Source organism: Cedecea colo (assembly GCF_011808225.1).
Taxonomy (GTDB): domain Bacteria; phylum Pseudomonadota; class Gammaproteobacteria; order Enterobacterales; family Enterobacteriaceae; genus Dryocola; species Dryocola colo.
Map to the genome: position 1 here is coordinate 888950 of NZ_SOYS01000001.1, position 16940 is coordinate 905889.

The 16940-nt window shown below is 54.8% G+C and carries 18 protein-coding genes and 1 other annotated feature (1 of these 19 cut by a window edge); of the genes, 11 read left to right on the forward strand and 7 right to left on the reverse strand.

All coding sequences use genetic code 11. From position 1 onward, the window contains the following. Positions 1-14 (forward strand) — a sequence feature (Trp leader region); it begins 83 nt to the left of the window's first position. 24 nt (positions 15-38) lie between these two features. Genes E2L00_RS04035 through trpA form a run of 5 tightly spaced genes read left to right on the forward strand, consistent with a single transcriptional unit; the run spans position 39 to position 6569 of the window. Continuing rightward, positions 39-1601: an anthranilate synthase component 1 gene (locus E2L00_RS04035; protein WP_167607304.1), complete on the forward strand. Its 1563-nt coding sequence runs from the start codon at positions 39-41 to the stop codon at positions 1599-1601. After that, the gene (gene trpD / locus E2L00_RS04040; protein WP_167607307.1) at positions 1601-3196 is read left to right on the forward strand and encodes a bifunctional anthranilate synthase glutamate amidotransferase component TrpG/anthranilate phosphoribosyltransferase TrpD; all 1596 of its coding nucleotides are present in this window, start codon (positions 1601-1603) and stop codon (positions 3194-3196) included. Before E2L00_RS04035 ends, trpD begins: the two co-directional genes overlap by 1 nt. 3 nt (positions 3197-3199) lie before the next feature. Further along, on the forward strand, positions 3200-4561 hold the full coding sequence (trpCF, locus tag E2L00_RS04045; protein ID WP_167607310.1) for a bifunctional indole-3-glycerol-phosphate synthase TrpC/phosphoribosylanthranilate isomerase TrpF: 1362 nt from the start codon (positions 3200-3202) through the stop codon (positions 4559-4561). Positions 4562-4569: 8 nt separating this feature from the next. After that, entirely contained in the window at positions 4570-5763 is a 1194-nt protein-coding gene (gene trpB, locus E2L00_RS04050) for a tryptophan synthase subunit beta (RefSeq protein ID WP_167607579.1), read from the forward strand. After that, positions 5763-6569 (forward strand): tryptophan synthase subunit alpha, encoded by an 807-nt coding sequence (gene trpA / locus E2L00_RS04055; protein ID WP_167607313.1) that lies wholly within the window; start codon positions 5763-5765, stop codon positions 6567-6569. Before trpB ends, trpA begins: the two co-directional genes overlap by 1 nt. A gap of 42 nt (positions 6570-6611) precedes the next feature. Here the strand turns inward: trpA and ompW are convergent, their stop codons facing one another. Next, on the reverse strand, positions 6612-7244 hold the full coding sequence (gene ompW, locus E2L00_RS04060) for an outer membrane protein OmpW (RefSeq protein ID WP_167607316.1): 633 nt from the start codon (positions 7242-7244) through the stop codon (positions 6612-6614). Positions 7245-7628: 384 nt separating this feature from the next. Here ompW and E2L00_RS04065 point away from each other — a divergent pair, with 384 nt between their 5' ends. The 3 genes from E2L00_RS04065 (at position 7629) to yciA (ending at position 9369) form a co-directional block, all read left to right on the forward strand. After that, positions 7629-8372 (forward strand): YciC family protein, encoded by a 744-nt coding sequence (locus E2L00_RS04065; RefSeq protein WP_167607319.1) that lies wholly within the window; start codon positions 7629-7631, stop codon positions 8370-8372. Positions 8373-8440: 68 nt separating this feature from the next. After that, positions 8441-8977 carry a septation protein A gene (locus tag E2L00_RS04070; protein ID WP_167607322.1) on the forward strand — a complete coding sequence of 179 codons (537 nt, stop codon included), beginning with the start codon at positions 8441-8443 and terminating at the stop codon, positions 8975-8977. Beyond that, on the forward strand, positions 8974-9369 hold the full coding sequence (yciA, locus tag E2L00_RS04075; RefSeq protein WP_167607325.1) for an acyl-CoA thioester hydrolase YciA: 396 nt from the start codon (positions 8974-8976) through the stop codon (positions 9367-9369). Before E2L00_RS04070 ends, yciA begins: the two co-directional genes overlap by 4 nt. A 28-nt stretch (positions 9370-9397) precedes the next feature. Here yciA and tonB read toward each other — a convergent pair whose 3' ends face one another. Further along, positions 9398-10126 carry a TonB system transport protein TonB gene (gene tonB / locus E2L00_RS04080; protein ID WP_167607327.1) on the reverse strand — a complete coding sequence of 243 codons (729 nt, stop codon included), beginning with the start codon at positions 10124-10126 and terminating at the stop codon, positions 9398-9400. Between the two features lie 214 nt (positions 10127-10340). Here tonB and E2L00_RS04085 point away from each other — a divergent pair, with 214 nt between their 5' ends. Then, positions 10341-10637, forward strand: coding sequence for a YciI family protein (locus E2L00_RS04085; RefSeq protein ID WP_167607330.1), 297 nt, complete (start codon positions 10341-10343; stop codon positions 10635-10637). Between the two features lie 56 nt (positions 10638-10693). Here E2L00_RS04085 and E2L00_RS04090 read toward each other — a convergent pair whose 3' ends face one another. Next, the gene (locus E2L00_RS04090) at positions 10694-10873 is read right to left on the reverse strand and encodes a YciY family protein (protein ID WP_167607333.1); all 180 of its coding nucleotides are present in this window, start codon (positions 10871-10873) and stop codon (positions 10694-10696) included. 144 nt (positions 10874-11017) lie between these two features. Between E2L00_RS04090 and cls the strand changes: the two genes are divergently transcribed. After that, positions 11018-12478 (forward strand): cardiolipin synthase, encoded by a 1461-nt coding sequence (cls, locus tag E2L00_RS04095; protein WP_167607335.1) that lies wholly within the window; start codon positions 11018-11020, stop codon positions 12476-12478. A 37-nt stretch (positions 12479-12515) separates the two neighbouring features. Further along, positions 12516-12845, forward strand: a complete 330-nt coding sequence (locus E2L00_RS04100; protein ID WP_034494996.1) for an HI1450 family dsDNA-mimic protein — start codon at positions 12516-12518, stop codon at positions 12843-12845. Positions 12846-13055: 210 nt separating this feature from the next. Here E2L00_RS04100 and oppF read toward each other — a convergent pair whose 3' ends face one another. The 4 genes from oppF to oppB are packed head-to-tail and all read right to left on the reverse strand — an operon-like array spanning position 13056 to position 16925. Then, positions 13056-14060 carry a murein tripeptide/oligopeptide ABC transporter ATP-binding protein OppF gene (oppF, locus tag E2L00_RS04105; protein WP_167607337.1) on the reverse strand — a complete coding sequence of 335 codons (1005 nt, stop codon included), beginning with the start codon at positions 14058-14060 and terminating at the stop codon, positions 13056-13058. Beyond that, a complete protein-coding gene (gene oppD / locus E2L00_RS04110) occupies positions 14057-15070 on the reverse strand; it encodes an ABC transporter ATP-binding protein (protein ID WP_167607340.1) in 1014 nt (337 codons plus the stop codon). Before oppD ends, oppF begins: the two co-directional genes overlap by 4 nt. 11 nt (positions 15071-15081) lie before the next feature. After that, complete coding sequence (gene oppC / locus E2L00_RS04115; protein WP_167607343.1) at positions 15082-15990, reverse strand: oligopeptide ABC transporter permease OppC; 909 nt, start codon at positions 15988-15990, stop codon at positions 15082-15084. A gap of 14 nt (positions 15991-16004) precedes the next feature. Beyond that, entirely contained in the window at positions 16005-16925 is a 921-nt protein-coding gene (oppB, locus tag E2L00_RS04120; RefSeq protein WP_167607346.1) for an oligopeptide ABC transporter permease OppB, read from the reverse strand. Positions 16926-16940 lie beyond the last annotated feature (15 nt).

The window sequence follows — 16940 nt, forward strand, 5'->3', positions numbered from 1 at the left end:
GCGGGCTTTTTTTTGAACAAAATGACTGAGAGCAACCAATGCAACCACAAAAACCAGCGCTCGAATTATTGACCAAAGACGCGCCGTACCGGGATAACCCCACCGCCGTATTCCACCAGCTGTGCGGCGCTCGTCCGGCCACGCTTCTGCTTGAGTCTGCTGATATCGACAGCAAAGACGACTTAAAAAGCCTGTTGCTGGTGGACAGCGCGTTACGCATCACCGCACTGGGTGACACTGTCACTATCCAGGCGCTGTCGGCTAACGGCGCTTCCCTGCTTCCTTTGCTGGATGCGTCGTTACCGGCAGGCGTGCAAAACGAACATTTGCCGCAGGGCCGCATCCTTCATTTCCCTGCGGTCAGCCAGCTGCTGGACGAAGATGCTCGCCTGTGTTCGCTTTCCGTGTTCGACGCGTTCCGCCTGATGCAGGATCTGGTCACCGTGCCGGAGAGCGAACGCGAGGCGATGTTCTTCGGCGGCTTATTCGCCTACGATCTGGTGGCCGGTTTCGAGGATTTACCTTCCCTGAAACAGGACAATAGCTGTCCTGACTACTGCTTCTACCTGGCGGAAACCCTGCTGGTAATTGACCATCAGAAAAAGCAAACCCGCATTCAGGCCAGCCTCTTTACCCCATCCGCCACGGAAAAAACACGCCTGCTACAGCGTGCTGAACAACTGTGCGGCCAGTTGCAGGAAACGCCAGCCGCGCTGCCGGTGCAGAAAGTTGAACAAATGACCTGCGAATGCAATCAGAGCGACGAAGAGTACGGTGCCGTGGTGCGTCATATGCAAAAAGCGATTCGCGCCGGGGAAATTTTCCAGGTGGTGCCGTCTCGCCGCTTCTCGCTGCCTTGCCCTTCCCCGCTGGCGGCTTATCAGACGCTGAAGAAAAGCAATCCAAGCCCTTATATGTTCTTTATGCAGGACAACGATTTTACGTTGTTCGGCGCATCGCCTGAAAGCTCGCTGAAATACGATGCGGCTTCGCGCCAGATTGAAATCTACCCCATCGCAGGAACCCGTCCTCGCGGCCGCCGTGCGGATGGCTCGCTCGATCGCGATCTCGACAGCCGTTTTGAGCTGGAAATGCGCACCGATCATAAAGAGATGTCCGAGCATCTGATGCTGGTGGATCTTGCACGTAACGACCTCGCGCGAATCTGTACGCCGGGCAGCCGCTACGTTGCTGACCTCACTAAAGTGGACCGATACTCCTTCGTCATGCATCTGGTTTCACGCGTTGTGGGCGAGTTGCGTAACGATCTGGACGTGCTGCACGCCTACCGCGCCTGCATGAACATGGGCACGCTTAGCGGCGCGCCAAAAGTTCGCGCCATGCAGATGATTGCCAAAGCCGAAGGCGTACGTCGCGGCAGCTATGGCGGCGCCGTTGGTTACTTCACCGCTCACGGCGATCTTGATACCTGCATCGTCATTCGCTCCGCCTACGTAGAGGACGGCATTGCCACCGTTCAGGCAGGCGCAGGCGTGGTGCTGGACTCCGTACCGCAATCTGAAGCCGACGAAACCCGTAATAAAGCCCGCGCTGTCCTGCGCGCTATTGCCACCGCGCACCATGCAAAGGAGATTTTCTGATGGCTGATATTCTGCTGCTCGATAACATCGATTCCTTCACCTATAACCTGGCAGATCAGCTACGCGCTAACGGGCACAACGTGGTTATCTATCGCAACCACGTTCCGGCACAGACTTTAATTGAACGCCTGGCAACCATGGATAACCCGGTGCTGATGCTTTCTCCTGGTCCCGGCGCGCCAGGCGAAGCTGGATGCATGCCTGAGCTACTGGCTCGTCTGCGCGGCAAGCTGCCGATTATCGGTATTTGCCTCGGCCATCAGGCGATCGTTGAAGCCTACGGTGGTTATGTCGGCCAGGCTGGTGAAATCCTGCATGGCAAGGCGTCTGTCATTTCTCACGATGGTGAAGCGATGTTCGCCGGGCTGCCTAATCCGCTGCCGGTCGCCCGTTATCACTCGCTGGTCGGCAGCAATATTCCTGCGGGCTTAACTATTAACGCGCATTTTGATGGGATGGTGATGGCCGTGCGCCACGATGCGGACCGCGTGTGCGGCTTCCAGTTCCACCCGGAATCTATTCTGACCACCCAGGGCGCGCGCCTGCTGGAGCAAACCCTCGACTGGGCGCTGCTGAAGTTAAAACAGACCAATACGCTACAGCCGATTCTGGACAAGCTGTACCAGGCGCAGACGCTGAGCCGCGAAGAAAGCCACCAGCTATTCTCTGCCATCGTCCGCGGCGAGCTGAAGCCGGAACAACTGGCTGCCGCGCTGGTAAGCATGAAAGTGCGCGGCGAACATCCGAACGAAATCGCCGGTGCTGCGTCAGCCCTGCTTGAAGCCGCCGCGCCATTCCCGAGCCCGGACTATCAGTTTGCTGATATCGTCGGCACCGGCGGCGACGGCAGCAACAGCATCAATATCTCTACCGCCAGCGCGTTTGTCGCGGCAGCCGTAGGTTTGAAGGTTGCCAAGCACGGCAACCGCAGCGTTTCCAGCCGTTCCGGCTCTTCGGATTTGCTGGCGGCCTTCGGTATCAATCTGGATATGAGCGCGGAAGCTTCTCGTCAGGCGCTGGATGATTTGGGCGTATGTTTCCTGTTCGCGCCGAAATATCACACGGGTTTCCGTCACGCCATGCCGGTACGTCAGCAGTTAAAAACCCGCACGCTGTTTAACGTGTTGGGCCCATTGATCAACCCGGCCCATCCGCCGCTTGCGCTCATTGGCGTTTACAGCGCGGAACTGGTTTTGCCGATTGCCGAAACGCTTCGCGTGCTGGGTTACAGACGCGCAGCCGTCGTGCACAGCGGCGGAATGGATGAGGTTTCCCTGCACGCGCCAACGCAGGTTGCTGAGCTTAACGATGGCGATATCAAAAGTTATCAGCTAACCGCCGAAGATTTTGGCCTGCCGGCCTATCATCAGGATCAGCTTGCAGGCGGTACGCCGGAAGAAAACCGTGACATTCTCACCCGCCTGCTACAAGGTAAAGGAGAGACAGCTCACGAGTCAGCCGTCGCGGCGAACGTAGCCATGCTGATGCGCCTGCACGGCCAGGAAGATCTCAGGGCAAACGCACATCGAGTGCTGGACGTATTGCGCAGCGGCGCAGCCTACGACCGCGTCACCTCACTGGCAGCAAGAGGATAAGAAATGCAGGACACCGTATTAACGAAAATCGTCGAGGATAAGGCGATTTGGGTTGAAGCGCGTAAAAAGCAGCAGCCCCTGGCAAGTTTCCAGAACGACGTCACCCCTGCCACACGCAGCTTTTACCATGCGCTGCAGGGCGCGCGTACCGCGTTTATCCTTGAATGCAAAAAGGCGTCTCCGTCTAAGGGCGTGATTCGCGATGATTTCGATCCGGCGCGTATTGCCGGCGTGTATAAGCACTACGCCTCCGCAATTTCCGTCCTGACCGACGAGAAATATTTCCAGGGCAGCTTTGATTTCCTGCCTGTGGTCAGCGAAATCGTGACCCAGCCGGTGCTGTGCAAAGATTTTATCATCGATGCTTACCAGATTTACCTGGCGCGCTTTTATCAGGCCGATGCCTGCCTGCTGATGCTTTCCGTACTGAACGATGAGCAGTATCGTCAGCTTGCCGCCGTCGCCCACAGCCTGAACATGGGCGTGCTGACGGAAGTCAGTAATGAAGAAGAGCTTGAGCGCGCCATTGCGCTGGAAGCGAAAGTTGTCGGCATTAACAACCGCGACCTGCGCGATCTCTCAATCGATCTGAACCGCACGCGCCAGCTAGCGCCGCGTCTGACCCACGGCGTAACGGTGATTAGCGAATCCGGCATCAGCACTTACGGTCAGATTCGCGAGCTAAGTCATTTTGCCAACGGTTTCCTGATTGGGTCCGCGCTGATGGGCGAAGACGATCTGAACGCAGCGGTACGCCGCGTGACGCTCGGTGAAAACAAAGTCTGTGGCCTGACGCGTCCGGAAGATGCCCGTATCGCGCATGAAGCAGGGGCAATTTACGGCGGGCTGATATTTGTGCCGTCCTCGCCTCGTTTTGTCAGCGACGAGAAAGCCTTATCCGTCATGGCTGCGGCTCCGCTGCGTTATGTCGGCGTATTCCGCAATGCAACGGTTAGCGAAGTGGCGCAGAAGGCGGCTCAGTTTTCACTTGCTGCGGTCCAGCTGCACGGCGACGAAGATCGGGCCTGGATTGTCGAGCTACGCGCCGCCCTGCCGGATAACGTACAGATCTGGAAGGCGCTAAGCGTGAAAGATTCTTTACCTGCACGCGATTTAAACCACGTCGATAAATACGTCTTCGACAACGGTCAGGGCGGCACAGGCCAGCGTTTCGACTGGTCGTTGCTTGCGGGTCAGAAGCTGGATAATGTGCTGCTGGCAGGCGGCCTGGGCGCCGATAACTGTGTGGAAGCGGCTAAAGCCGGCTGCGCGGGACTGGATTTCAATTCTGGCGTCGAAAGCGCGCCGGGCATTAAAGATGCTAACAAGCTGGCAGCCGTGTTTCAGACGCTGCGGGCTTACTAAGGAAAATAATCATGACGTTACTTAATCCCTATTTTGGCGAGTTTGGTGGCATGTATGTGCCACAGATCCTGATGCCCGCCCTGCGCCAGTTAGAAGAAGCTTTTGTGGCGGCGCAAAGCGATGCTGAATTTCAGGCGGAATTTAACGATCTGCTGAAAAATTATGCCGGCCGTCCGACCGCGCTGACAAAATGTAAGAACCTTACCAAAGGCACCAACACCACGCTGTATCTGAAGCGTGAAGATCTGCTGCACGGCGGCGCGCACAAAACGAACCAGGTGCTCGGCCAGGCCCTGCTGGCGAAAAAAATGGGTAAAACCGAAATTATCGCCGAAACCGGTGCCGGTCAGCACGGCGTGGCCTCTGCTCTGGCAAGCGCTCTGCTCGGCCTGAAATGCCGTATTTATATGGGCGCGAAGGATGTTGAGCGCCAGTCGCCAAACGTGTTCCGCATGCGTCTGATGGGCGCCGAGGTTATTCCTGTTCACAGCGGTTCAGCTACCCTGAAAGACGCCTGCAACGAAGCGCTGCGCGACTGGTCTGGCAGCTACGATACCGCGCACTATATGCTCGGTACGGCGGCGGGTCCTCACCCGTTCCCGACCATTGTGCGTGAATTCCAGCGCATGATTGGCGAGGAGACAAAAGCGCAGATCCTCGAAAAAGAAGGTCGCCTGCCGGATGCGGTTATCGCCTGCGTCGGCGGCGGCTCAAACGCCATCGGTATGTTTGCAGATTTCATTAACGATACCAAAGTTGGCCTGATTGGCGTTGAGCCTGCGGGCCACGGTATCGAAAGCGGCGAGCACGGTGCGCCGTTGAAACACGGGCGCGTGGGTATTTATTTCGGCATGAAATCGCCGATGATGCAGACCGATGAAGGCCAGATTGAAGAGTCTTATTCTATTTCCGCCGGTCTGGACTTCCCGTCTGTCGGGCCGCAGCACGCGCACCTGAACAGTACCGGACGCGCGGAATACGTATCGATTACCGATGAAGAAGCGCTGGACGCCTTTAAGCTGCTGTGCCGCAAAGAAGGGATTATCCCGGCGCTGGAGTCTTCCCACGCGCTGGCTCACGCGCTGAAAATGATGCACGACGATCCTGAAAAAGAACAGCTGCTGGTGGTGAACCTCTCTGGCCGCGGCGACAAAGATATCTTCACCGTTCACGACATCTTAAAAGCGCGAGGGGAAATGTAATGGAACGTTATCAGGACGCATTCGAGCAATTACAGGAACGCTGCGAAGGCGCTTTTGTTCCCTTTGTTACGCTTGGCGACCCGTCGCCGGAGCAGTCGCTGAAAATTATCGATACGCTGATTGAAGCCGGTGCCGACGCGCTGGAACTGGGGATCCCCTTTTCCGACCCGCTGGCAGACGGCCCGACCATTCAGAATGCGGCACTACGTGCTTTCGCCGCGGGCGTTACGCCAACGCAGTGTTTCGAAATGCTGGCTGCGATCCGTCAGAAGCATCCGACAATTCCCATTGGCCTGCTGATGTACGCCAACCTGGTCTATAACCGCGGCATTGACGAGTTTTACGCGCTGTGCGCCAAAGTGGGCGTGGATTCGGTGCTGATAGCAGATGTGCCGGTTGAGGAGTCTGCGCCGTTCCGCCAGGCCGCAATGCGCCATAACGTTGCGCCAATCTTTATCTGCCCGCCGAATGCGGATGATGATTTGCTGCGCGAGATTGCCTCTTACGGTCGTGGCTACACGTATCTGCTTTCCCGTGCCGGCGTTACGGGCGCCGAAACGCGCGCTCAGCTGCCGCTTCATCATCTGGTGGAAAAACTGACTGAATATCACGCCGCACCTTCGCTGCAGGGCTTTGGTATCTCCGAGCCTTCGCAGGTGCGTGACGCCATTGAAGCCGGGGCTGCGGGCGCTATTTCTGGTTCAGCCATCGTAAAGATTATTGAGAAAAACCTTAATAATCCGCATGCGATGCTGAGCGAGCTGAAAACCTTTGTTCAGGCGATGAAAGCCGCAACCAGAAGTTAAGTTTTTTGAAAGAATAAGGCCGGAGTATTCCGGCCTTTTTTATCAGAAGCGGTAACCCGCAGAGAACATAAATACCCACGGATCGATACGAGTCTTGATATTTTGTTGCTCGCCGCCCGCTTTAAATTTCACTTCGGTGTCGATATCCATATACCATACCGACATATTAAGCAGCCAGTCGTCGCTGACCATATAATCCAGACCAACCTGACCCGCAGCCCCCCACGAATCTTTCACGCTCAAATCGCTCAAACCCGCCTCTTTGCCCGTCTGATTGAAGTCTGTATCAAAGAAGGTGGTGTAGTTGATGCCGGCACCGATGTAAGGACGAGCTTTGCTTTTCGCATCGCCAAAGTACCACTGCGCCATCAGCGTAGGCGGGAGCTGCTTAACGGTAGCTAAATCGCCCGTCGCGCCCAGGCCAACCTTGTGGCGAAACGGCGTGGCGGCCAGCAGTTCGATACCGATATTGTCGGTCACCATATAATCAAAAGTCAGCCCCAGTTGCGTGTTGTTGCTGACGTTAAAACCGCCCATTTTCAGCACGTTCTCTGAACCTTCGGTCGGACGAACCGTTGCCGTACCGGCACGCATAAAAAAATCGCCCGCTTCGTGCGCTAAAGCTTCACCGGATAAGCAACCCAGCGCCAGTAATGCCAAAGATAATTTTTTCATAGCCCTTCCCTTGTTATGGTTTTAACAGCGGGCTGAATATACCTACTTATGAGTACAATGTGATCTAACATCGGTCACACTTCGTTGGCTAATTTAACATTTAATGATCTGGATTAATTTTTGGCGATCGCTACAAACCTCGAATGGTGGCCCGGCGTCAAATTTCAGTATGGAGGCGGGTTTTAAAATCTTTACGTTTCGTTTTTGTATGAAATAACGTCAATGCGTGCGCTTTTTTTATCCATAAAGCCGGTCAGAGTGTGATTTAACCGCAGGCCGTCGCCCGGCTTTGTTTTTCCGCAGGACCTTAGTGGTGCCACAGTTCCTGCATCCAGGGTACAATTGCGCGCTGAGGTATCACCGGGCAATTTCAAAGGAGAGTGCATGTCTATCACGGCGGGTTCTGTGTACCGTGACACGGGAAATTTTCTACGCAATCAGTTTGTTACCATCCTGCTGATCGCATTACTTTGCGCTTTTATTTCGACCATCGTCGGTCATGCGCTTTCACCCAGCGATGAACAGATGGCCATTCTGAGCGAAGGCGACAATCTGGCCGGAAGCGTTGGCCTGTTTGACCTTGTGCAAAATATGACGCCTGAGCAACAGCAAATGTTACTCAGAGCTTCTGCGGCATCGACATTCTCCGGGCTTATCGGCAATGCGATTCTGGCCGGCAGCATGCTGGTGCTGATGCAGATGGTTTCAGCCGGGCATCGGGTGAGTGCGCTACGCGCAATAGGTACGGCGGCGCCTGTGTTACCGAAAATGTTTATTCTGATGTTCCTGACTACCTTTATGGTGCAGATTGGTATCATGCTGGTTGTGGTGCCGGGAGTGCTGTTGGCCATCGTGCTGGCCTTTGCGCCAGTCATGCTGGTGCAGGATAAAGCAGGTATTTTCCAGGCGATGCGTAACAGCATTCGTCTGGTATGGAGCAATATGCGTCTGGTCGCGCCGGCTGTTATCGTCTGGTTGATGGCTAAAACGGCACTGCTGCTGCTCGCCTCCTCTTTTGCGGCGTTATCTCCGCAAATCGGCGCGGTGATAGCCAATACGATAAGCAACCTTATTTCCGGCGTGCTGCTCATCTATTTATTCCGTTTATATATGCTTATTCGCCAGTAATCTTCGTTCGCTCCTGGCTGCGCGTTATAGTCAGTCAGGCGTTCTCACATTTTTTTACGGAACAGACTATGAAGCAGCTTCTCGACTTCCTGCCCCTGATTGTCTTCTTTGCTTTTTATAAGATGTATGACATCTATGCTGCCAGCGGCGCGCTGATTGTCGCAACCGCCCTGGCGCTGGTTTATAGCTGGTACAAATACCGCAAGCTGGAAAAAATGACCCTTATCACTTTTGTGATAGTGGCGGTGTTTGGCGGTCTTACTCTGTTCTTCCATAACGATGAATTTATCAAATGGAAAGTCACGGTAATTTACGCGCTCTTTGCTATCGCCCTGCTGGTCAGCCAGCTGGTAATGAAAAAGCCGCTGATCCAGCGCATGCTGGCCAAAGAAATCACCCTGCCGGAACACGTCTGGGCAAAACTTAACGTCGCCTGGGCAGTATTCTTTATCGTCTGCGGCATTGCGAACATCTATATCGCCTTCTGGCTGCCGCAAAACGTCTGGGTTAACTTTAAAGTGTTCGGCCTGACCGCCGCCACGCTGGTGTTCACCCTGTTAAGCGGTATTTACATCTATCGCCATATGCCGCAGGAAGACAAATGAGCCAGAGCATGCCTGTTGGTGAACTGGTGTTGCGTACGCTGGCTATGCCGGCGGATACCAACGCAAACGGTGATATTTTTGGCGGCTGGTTGATGTCGCAGATGGATATGGGCGGCGCCATTCAGGCAAAAGAGATAGCCCACGGACGCGTCGTAACCGTGCGCGTAGACGGCATGACGTTCCTTAAGCCCGTTGCGGTAGGTGATGTGGTGTGCTGTTACGCCAGCTGCGTCAAACGCGGCAATACGTCAATTACTATCAAAGTGGAAGTCTGGGTGAAGAAAGTCTCATCAGAACCTATTGGCCAACGCTATAAGGCGACGGAAGCTATTTTCATTTACGTTGCCGTTGACAGCGACGGCAAGCCCCGACAGTTACCGCAGCCAGCCTGAAAAAACCCTCCAGCGTGGAGGGTTTTTCTTATTCCATCGTCGCGCCGCCATTGATGCGGAACACGATATTCACAATCAAACCTTGTCCCGGCTTGCCGCTTTCGTAGCGCCACTTCTTCATAGCCTGCTTCACTTCTCGTTCAAACATATTGGCAGGCTTCGCAGAAAGGATGGTTACGTTGTTAACGCTGCCGTCGGCGGCGACATCAAACTTCACGCGCACGTTTCCTTCCATGCGCAATGCAAACGCACGAGACGGATACTGCGGCTGATTACGGCTTAATGCACGTGGGCCTGTGGCAACCGGTGCGACTTTCGCTGCCGGGGCAGGCTTCGCCGCAGGCGCTGGATGCACTGGCGCAGCGTTCTGGAATGGCGATGCCGGACGCGGTTCGACCGGTTTTGCCTCACGCTTCGGCTGTTCCACCTTTTTCACCGGCTTCGGTTTTGGCTTCGGCTTCGGTTTGGGCTCAGGTTTATGAATAACAACCGGCGCCTCTTTTGGCGGTTCGGGGATCGGTTCCGGCTCCGGCTCAACGACGGGTTCCGGCGGCGGCTGCACAACTTCTGGCTGCGGCGGCTCAAGGTCGACAGGTGCAACCATGGTGACGCTGATAGGCTGTGCAGGCGCGGGCATCTCAACAACCTGATGTACCGAGGTATAAAGTAACCCCGCCACTACAGCGCCATGCAGCACGACAGAGAGTGCGGTCGGCCACGGGAAGCGGCGAGGTAAATCAATGGTCATTGACGTCATAATGGCTTCGATATCTTAAACAGGCGTTAATTTTAAATGCAAATAGCAATCATATTCAATAACGCATTGCCTGTGGCGGCACTTTTTCTCCACGGCAGACGCTTTTTCCGGCATCTGCGTCAGGGATTTAACATCTTGTTTATGTTTCAATTGCAGTCTGTGCACCGTTCACTTACGGTACTTTACATCCCCATTTTTAAAAGGAGCCCTGCCCGTGCTGTATGTCATTTACGCAGAAGATAACGCCGATTCGCTTGAAAAGCGTCTGGCTGTACGCCCGGCCCACCTGGCACGTTTGCAGTTACTACGTGATGAAGGCCGTCTGTTAACCGCCGGTCCAATGCCGGCAGTAGACAGCAACGATCCGGGCGCCGCTGGTTTTACCGGCTCAACGGTGATTGCAGAATTCAACTCTCTGGAAGAGGCGCATGCCTGGGCAGAAGCGGACCCTTACATTGCTGCGGGGGTTTACAAAAAGGTGGCGGTTAAGCCCTACAAGAAGGTTTTCTGAAGCGGAAATAACGGATTAGAAGATATTTTGGGCACCGGCTGGCGGTGCCCTTTTCTTTATGCCCAGCGATCGTGGATGGCAAACAGCAATGAATTACGCTGTTTATTAACCTGGCACTTTCTGATGGCATGAATGCGCATGTTACGGCGCGACTGGCCTTCCAGCCAACGTGCTTTGCGCCGTTGCGCCTGACGCTGCATTCGCCAGCGTCCGACCTCAGTTCTACTACGCCTCATTTTTACGACTCAACTTTAAAACAGACGGCTCATTATAGATGCTTATTGCCAGCAGGCTAGCCGTTTTACGACTAGTTTTATTGTTAACGAGTTAAGGTTATGCGTAAACTCGAAACCATACGATTTCAAAAGGATTTTTAAGGTATGACAACCTTCTACACGGTGATGAGTTGGCTGATCGTTTTAGGCTACTGGTTGCTTATCGCCGGGGTTACGCTGCGTATTTTAATGAAACGCCGGGCGGTTCCCTCCGCGATGGCCTGGCTGTTGATTATTTATATTCTTCCGCTGGTAGGGATTATTGCCTATCTCTCGTTCGGCGAACTGCATCTGGGCAAGCGTCGCGCCGAACGCGCGCGGGCAATGTGGCCCTCCACGGCCAAATGGCTGACCGACCTTAAAAGCTGCAAACACATTTTTGCCGAAGAAAACAGCGAGGTTGCAACCTCCCTGTTCCAGCTTTGTGAGCGTCGCCAGGGTATCGGCGGCGTAAAGGGTAACCAGCTGCAGTTGCTGACCTCGTCCGATGAAACCATGCAGGCGCTAATTCGCGATATTCAGCTCGCGCGGCACAATATTGAGATGGTTTTCTATATCTGGCAGCCGGGCGGGATGGCCGATCAGGTAGCGGAATCGCTGATGGCCGCGGCTCGTCGCGGCATTCATTGCCGCCTGATGCTTGATTCCGCAGGCAGCGTGGCGTTTTTCCGCAGCCCGTGGGCAAATATGATGCGCAACGCAGGCGTTGAGGTTGTCGAGGCGCTGAAGGTAAACCTGATGCGCGTTTTCCTGCGCCGCATGGATTTACGCCAGCATCGCAAGATGGTGATGATCGATAATTACATCGCTTATACCGGCAGCATGAACCTGGTTGACCCGCGTTTCTTTAAGCAGGATGCGGGCGTTGGTCAATGGGTCGATTTAATGGCGCGTATGGAGGGCCCGGTGGCTACGGCTATGGGTATCGTCTATTCGTGCGACTGGGAAATCGAAACCGGCAAACGCATTTTACCGCCGCCGCCCGATGCCAATATCATGCCGTTTGAAGAAGCCAGCGGCCACACCATTCATACCATCGCTTCCGGGCCGGGCTTTCCGGAAGATTTAATTCACCAGGCGTTGCTTACCTCCGTGTATGCGGCGCGTGAATATCTGATCATGTCCACTCCCTACTTCGTGCCCAGCGACGACCTGCTGCACGCCATCTGCACCGCAGCGCAGCGCGGCGTTGATGTCAGCATTATCATTCCGCGTAATAATGATTCGCTGCTGGTCGGCTGGGCAAGCCGTGCTTTCTTTACCGAGCTGCTGGCCGCCGGCGTTAAAATTTATCAGTTCGAAGGTGGGCTACTGCATACCAAGAGCGTGCTGGTCGACGGCCAGCTAAGCCTGGTGGGAACGGTGAATCTCGACATGCGCAGCCTGTGGCTTAATTTCGAGATTACCATGGTGATTGACGACGCCGGATTTGCAAGCGATCTGGCGGCGGTGCAGGATGATTATATCTCCCGCTCAAGACTGCTGGACGCCCGTCTTTGGGCGAAACGTCCAATGTGGCAGCGCGTGGTTGAGCGACTGTTTTACTTCTTTAGCCCGTTGCTGTAAAACGTGGCGCATCAGCACTTCATATGTGGATGTAAAAATGGAAATGGATCTGAATAACCGCCTGACAGAAGACGAAACGCTGGAACAGGCCTACGACATTTTTCTTGAACTGGCGGTAGACAATCTCGATCCGGCAGACGTGATTCTGTTTAATCTGCAGTTCGAAGAGCGCGGCGGTGCTGAACTGTTCGATCCGGCAGAAGACTGGCAGGAGCACGTAGATTTCGACCTGAACCCGGACTTCTTTGCCGAGGTGGTGATTGGCCTTGCCGATACCGACGGCGGAGAGCTTAACGATATCTTCGCGCGCGTTCTGCTGTGTCGTGAAAAAGACCATAAGCTCTGCCACATTCTCTGGCGCGAGTAGCCAAAAGGGCAGCCTGAGCTGCCCTTGAGATTGCTGACAAAGAAGGAAAAAGCGTGGTTTTTCCTTCTTTGTCATTATCCTTCGAAAAGCAACCGATTGATTTCCCTTATTTTTTCACCCGGTGAAATCTGCTCTGTCTGTGCAGGTTGAGAGTTTGTCACCAGCCAAAAGGGCAGCCTAAGCTGCCCTTTCCTTTAATGCCACCGGAGATTAAAGCGGGTCAACCTTCAGGCAGGAAACCGCGTGGCGGAAGCTGCCTTCCAGGACGGGACGGGTTTTCGCGCATTCCGGCCCGGCAATCGGACAACGTGTGCGGAACACACAGCCCGACGGAGGATTGATCGGCGAAGGCAGCTCGCCTTCCAGAAGCTGGATAACTTTGTTTTTCTCCAGATCGGGGTCAGGGATCGGCACCGCTGACATCAGCGCTTTGGTATAAGGATGCAGCGGGTTGTGATAAACCTCATCATAAGTCCCTAACTCCACCGCGTGTCCAAGATACATCACCAGCACGCGATCGGAGATATGCTTCACTACCGCCAGATCGTGAGCAATAAAGATCAGTGACAGCCCCATCTCACGCTGTAATTTTTGCAGCAGGTTGACCACCTGCGCCTGAATAGACACGTCCAGCGCCGAAACGGGTTCGTCACAGATGATAAGTTTCGGCTCAAGGATTAACGCGCGCGCAATCCCAATACGCTGACACTGGCCGCCAGAGAACTCGTGCGGATAGCGGTTGATGAGATTAGGCAACAGCCCTACTTTCATCATCATCGCTTTTACGCGGTCACGCACTTCCTGGCGCGGCATTTTCGGATGATAAGTACGCAGCGGCTCGGCGATGATATCGCCGATGTTCATACGTGGGTTTAATGAAGCCAGCGGATCCTGGAAAATCATCTGGATGTCGCTGCGCACGTCGCGCCACTCGTCCTGATTCATCCCCAGCAGATCTTTACCCAGCCAGGCCACGCGCCCGTCGGTTGCTTTAACCAGGCCGATAATGGCGCGGGCAAAAGTTGATTTACCGCAGCCGGACTCGCCTACCACGCCCAGAGTTTCCCCTTCGTACAGCCGCAGGGTAACGCCGTCCACCGCCTTAAGGCTTTTCGACGGCTGCCAGAACCATTGCTTGCCGTCTTTAATATCGAAATGAACCTTAAGATCGGCAATTTCGAGCAGTACTTTTCTCTCTTCTGTCACGGCATTCATACCAGCTCCTCCACCGGCTTAAAGCAGGCGCGCAGGCGACCTTCACCAAAAGGCTCCAACGGCGGCATGCTGTTACAAATTTCCATGGCGTACGGACAGCGCGGCTGGAACGGACAGCCTTTCGGCAGACGCAGCAGGTTCGGCGGGTTGCCTGGAATGGTCAACAGCGCTTCACCTTCCGCATCCAGACGCGGGACCGCGTTCAGCAGACCGATAGAATATGGGTGAGCGGGGCTGTAGAACACGTCGCGCGCTTTGCCGTACTCCATGGTACGCCCGGCATACATCACCAGCACTTTGTCGCAGATGCCGGCAACCACGCCCAGATCGTGGGTGATCATGATGATGGCGGTGTTGAACTCGCGTTTCAGCTCGTTTAACAGCGTCATAATCTGCGCCTGCACCGTCACATCCAGCGCGGTCGTTGGTTCATCGGCGATCAGCAGTTTTGGCCGACACAGCAGCGCCATGGCGATCATTACGCGCTGGCGCATACCGCCTGAGAACTCATGCGGGAACATGCGCATGCGCTTACGCGCTTCCGGCATTTTCACCGCATCAAGCATACGCACTGATTCTTCAAACGCTTCAGCCTTGCTCAGCTTCTTGTGCAGCATCAGGACCTCCATCAGCTGCTCCCCCACGCGCATATAAGGGTTAAGGGACGTCATTGGGTCCTGGAAAATCATCGAGATCTGTTCCGCGCGCAGGCGGTTTAGCTGATTTTCCGGCAGGTTCAGGATCTCTTTGCCGTTAAATTTCGCCGAGCCGCCGATGCGGCCGTTGGCTGCCAGCAGGCCCATTAGCGCAAACGCCGTCTGGGATTTACCCGAACCTGATTCGCCGACGATACCCAGCGTTTCACCGGCGCGCAGGCTGAAGTTCAGATCGTTTACGGCAGTCACATCACCGTCGGGCGTGCCAAAGGTAACGCGCAGATCTTTTACGTCAAGTAGCGCAGAAGTCTGGCTCAGTGGAGTGACCACCGCAGGGTTTTCAATTGTGCTCATCGCGGCACTCCTTAACGATCTTTCGGGTCGAGGGCATCACGCAGGCCATCGCCGATAAAGTTAAAACAGAACAGGGTGATAACCAAGAAGCCTGCGGGAAACAGCAGCAGCCATGGAGAAACTTCCATGGAGTTAGCGCCGTCGCTTAACAGGGCGCCCCAGCTGCTCAGCGGCTCCTGGGTCCCCAGACCGAGGAAGCTCAGGAAGGATTCGAACAGGATCATGCTCGGCACCAGCAGCGAGGCGTAAACCACGACCACGCCCAGCACGTTCGGCACGATATGGCGAACCACGATACTGACGGTAGAAACCCCGCCCACCTGTGCCGCTTCGATAAATTCTTTACGTTTCAGGCTCAGCGTCTGGCCACGCACGATACGCGCCATGTCCAGCCAGGAGACCATCCCGATAGCCACGAAGATCAACAGGATGTTCTGCCCGAAGAAGGTCACCAGCAGAATAACGAAGAACATAAACGGGAAGGAGTTAAGGATTTCCAGTAGACGCATCATCACGGAGTCGGTTTTGCCGCCCAGATAACCCGCCGTCGAGCCGTACAGCGTGCCGACGACTACCGCAACCAGCGCGGCTGCAACGCCTACCATCAGCGAAATGCGTCCGCCGATAGCCACGCGTACCAGCAGATCGCGGCCTGACGAGTCGGTGCCGAAGTAGTGGCCGGACTCCGTCTCTGGCGCGCTCGACATCATGCCCCAGTCGGTATCAAAGTAGGTGAACTGCGACAGCATCGGCGCAAAGGTCACAAAAAGCGCAATCAGCACCAGCACAATCAGGCTGGCGACCGCCGCGCGGTTATGCATAAAACGACGACGCGCATCCTGCCACAGGCTACGGCCTTCAACCTCAAGCTTTTCACTGAAGTTTTCCAGCGCCTCGCTGTTTTTCTTACTCAACATCATGGCGAACTCCAGCGTCAGTAACGGATTTTCGGATCGATAACGGCATACAGCACGTCAACAATCGCGTTAAAAAGAATAGTCAGCGCGCCCACCAGAATGGTGAGGCTAAGAACCAGCGAATAGTCGCGGTTCAGCGCTCCGTTTACGAACAGCTGGCCAATACCCGGCAGGCCGTAAATGGTTTCAATAACCATTGAGCCTGTAATGATCCCAACGAAAGCAGGCCCCAGATAAGAGAGGACGGGCAACAGCGCAGGCTTCAACGCGTGACGCAAAATAATGCGACGCATCGGCAAGCCTTTTGCACGTGCGGTGCGGATAAAGTTGGAGTGCAATACCTCAATCATTGAGCCACGGGTAATACGCGCGATACTCGCGATATAGGCTAGCGATAAAGCGACCATCGGCAGGATCATGTATTGCAACGTCCCGCCGTTCCAGCCTCCTCCGGGCAACCATCTGAGGGTGATGGAAAATATCAGCACCAGTAACGGGGCGACCACGAAACTGGGGATGACGACCCCGGTCATGGCTATCCCCATGACGGCATAATCCCATTTGGTATTTTGATTCAGTGCCGCAATTACCCCTGCCAGCACGCCCAGCACAACGGCAAAAATAAACGCGGCCGCGCCTAATTTGGCCGATACCGGGAAGCTTGAGGCCACCAGATCGTTAACGGAATAATCTTTGTATTTGAATGACGGTCCAAAATCACCGTGCGCCAGCTGCTTCAGATAGCTGAAATACTGGGTGGTTATCGGATCGTTTAAATGATATTTGGCTTCAATGTTCGCCATCACTTCTGGCGGAAGCGCGCGCTCGCTGGTAAATGGACTGCCCGGCGCAAGGCGCATCATAAAGAAGGATATTGTTATAAGAATAAAGAGTGTCGGAATTGCTTCCAGACAACGACGTAGAATAAATTTCAACATTGCCCATACCTTCTG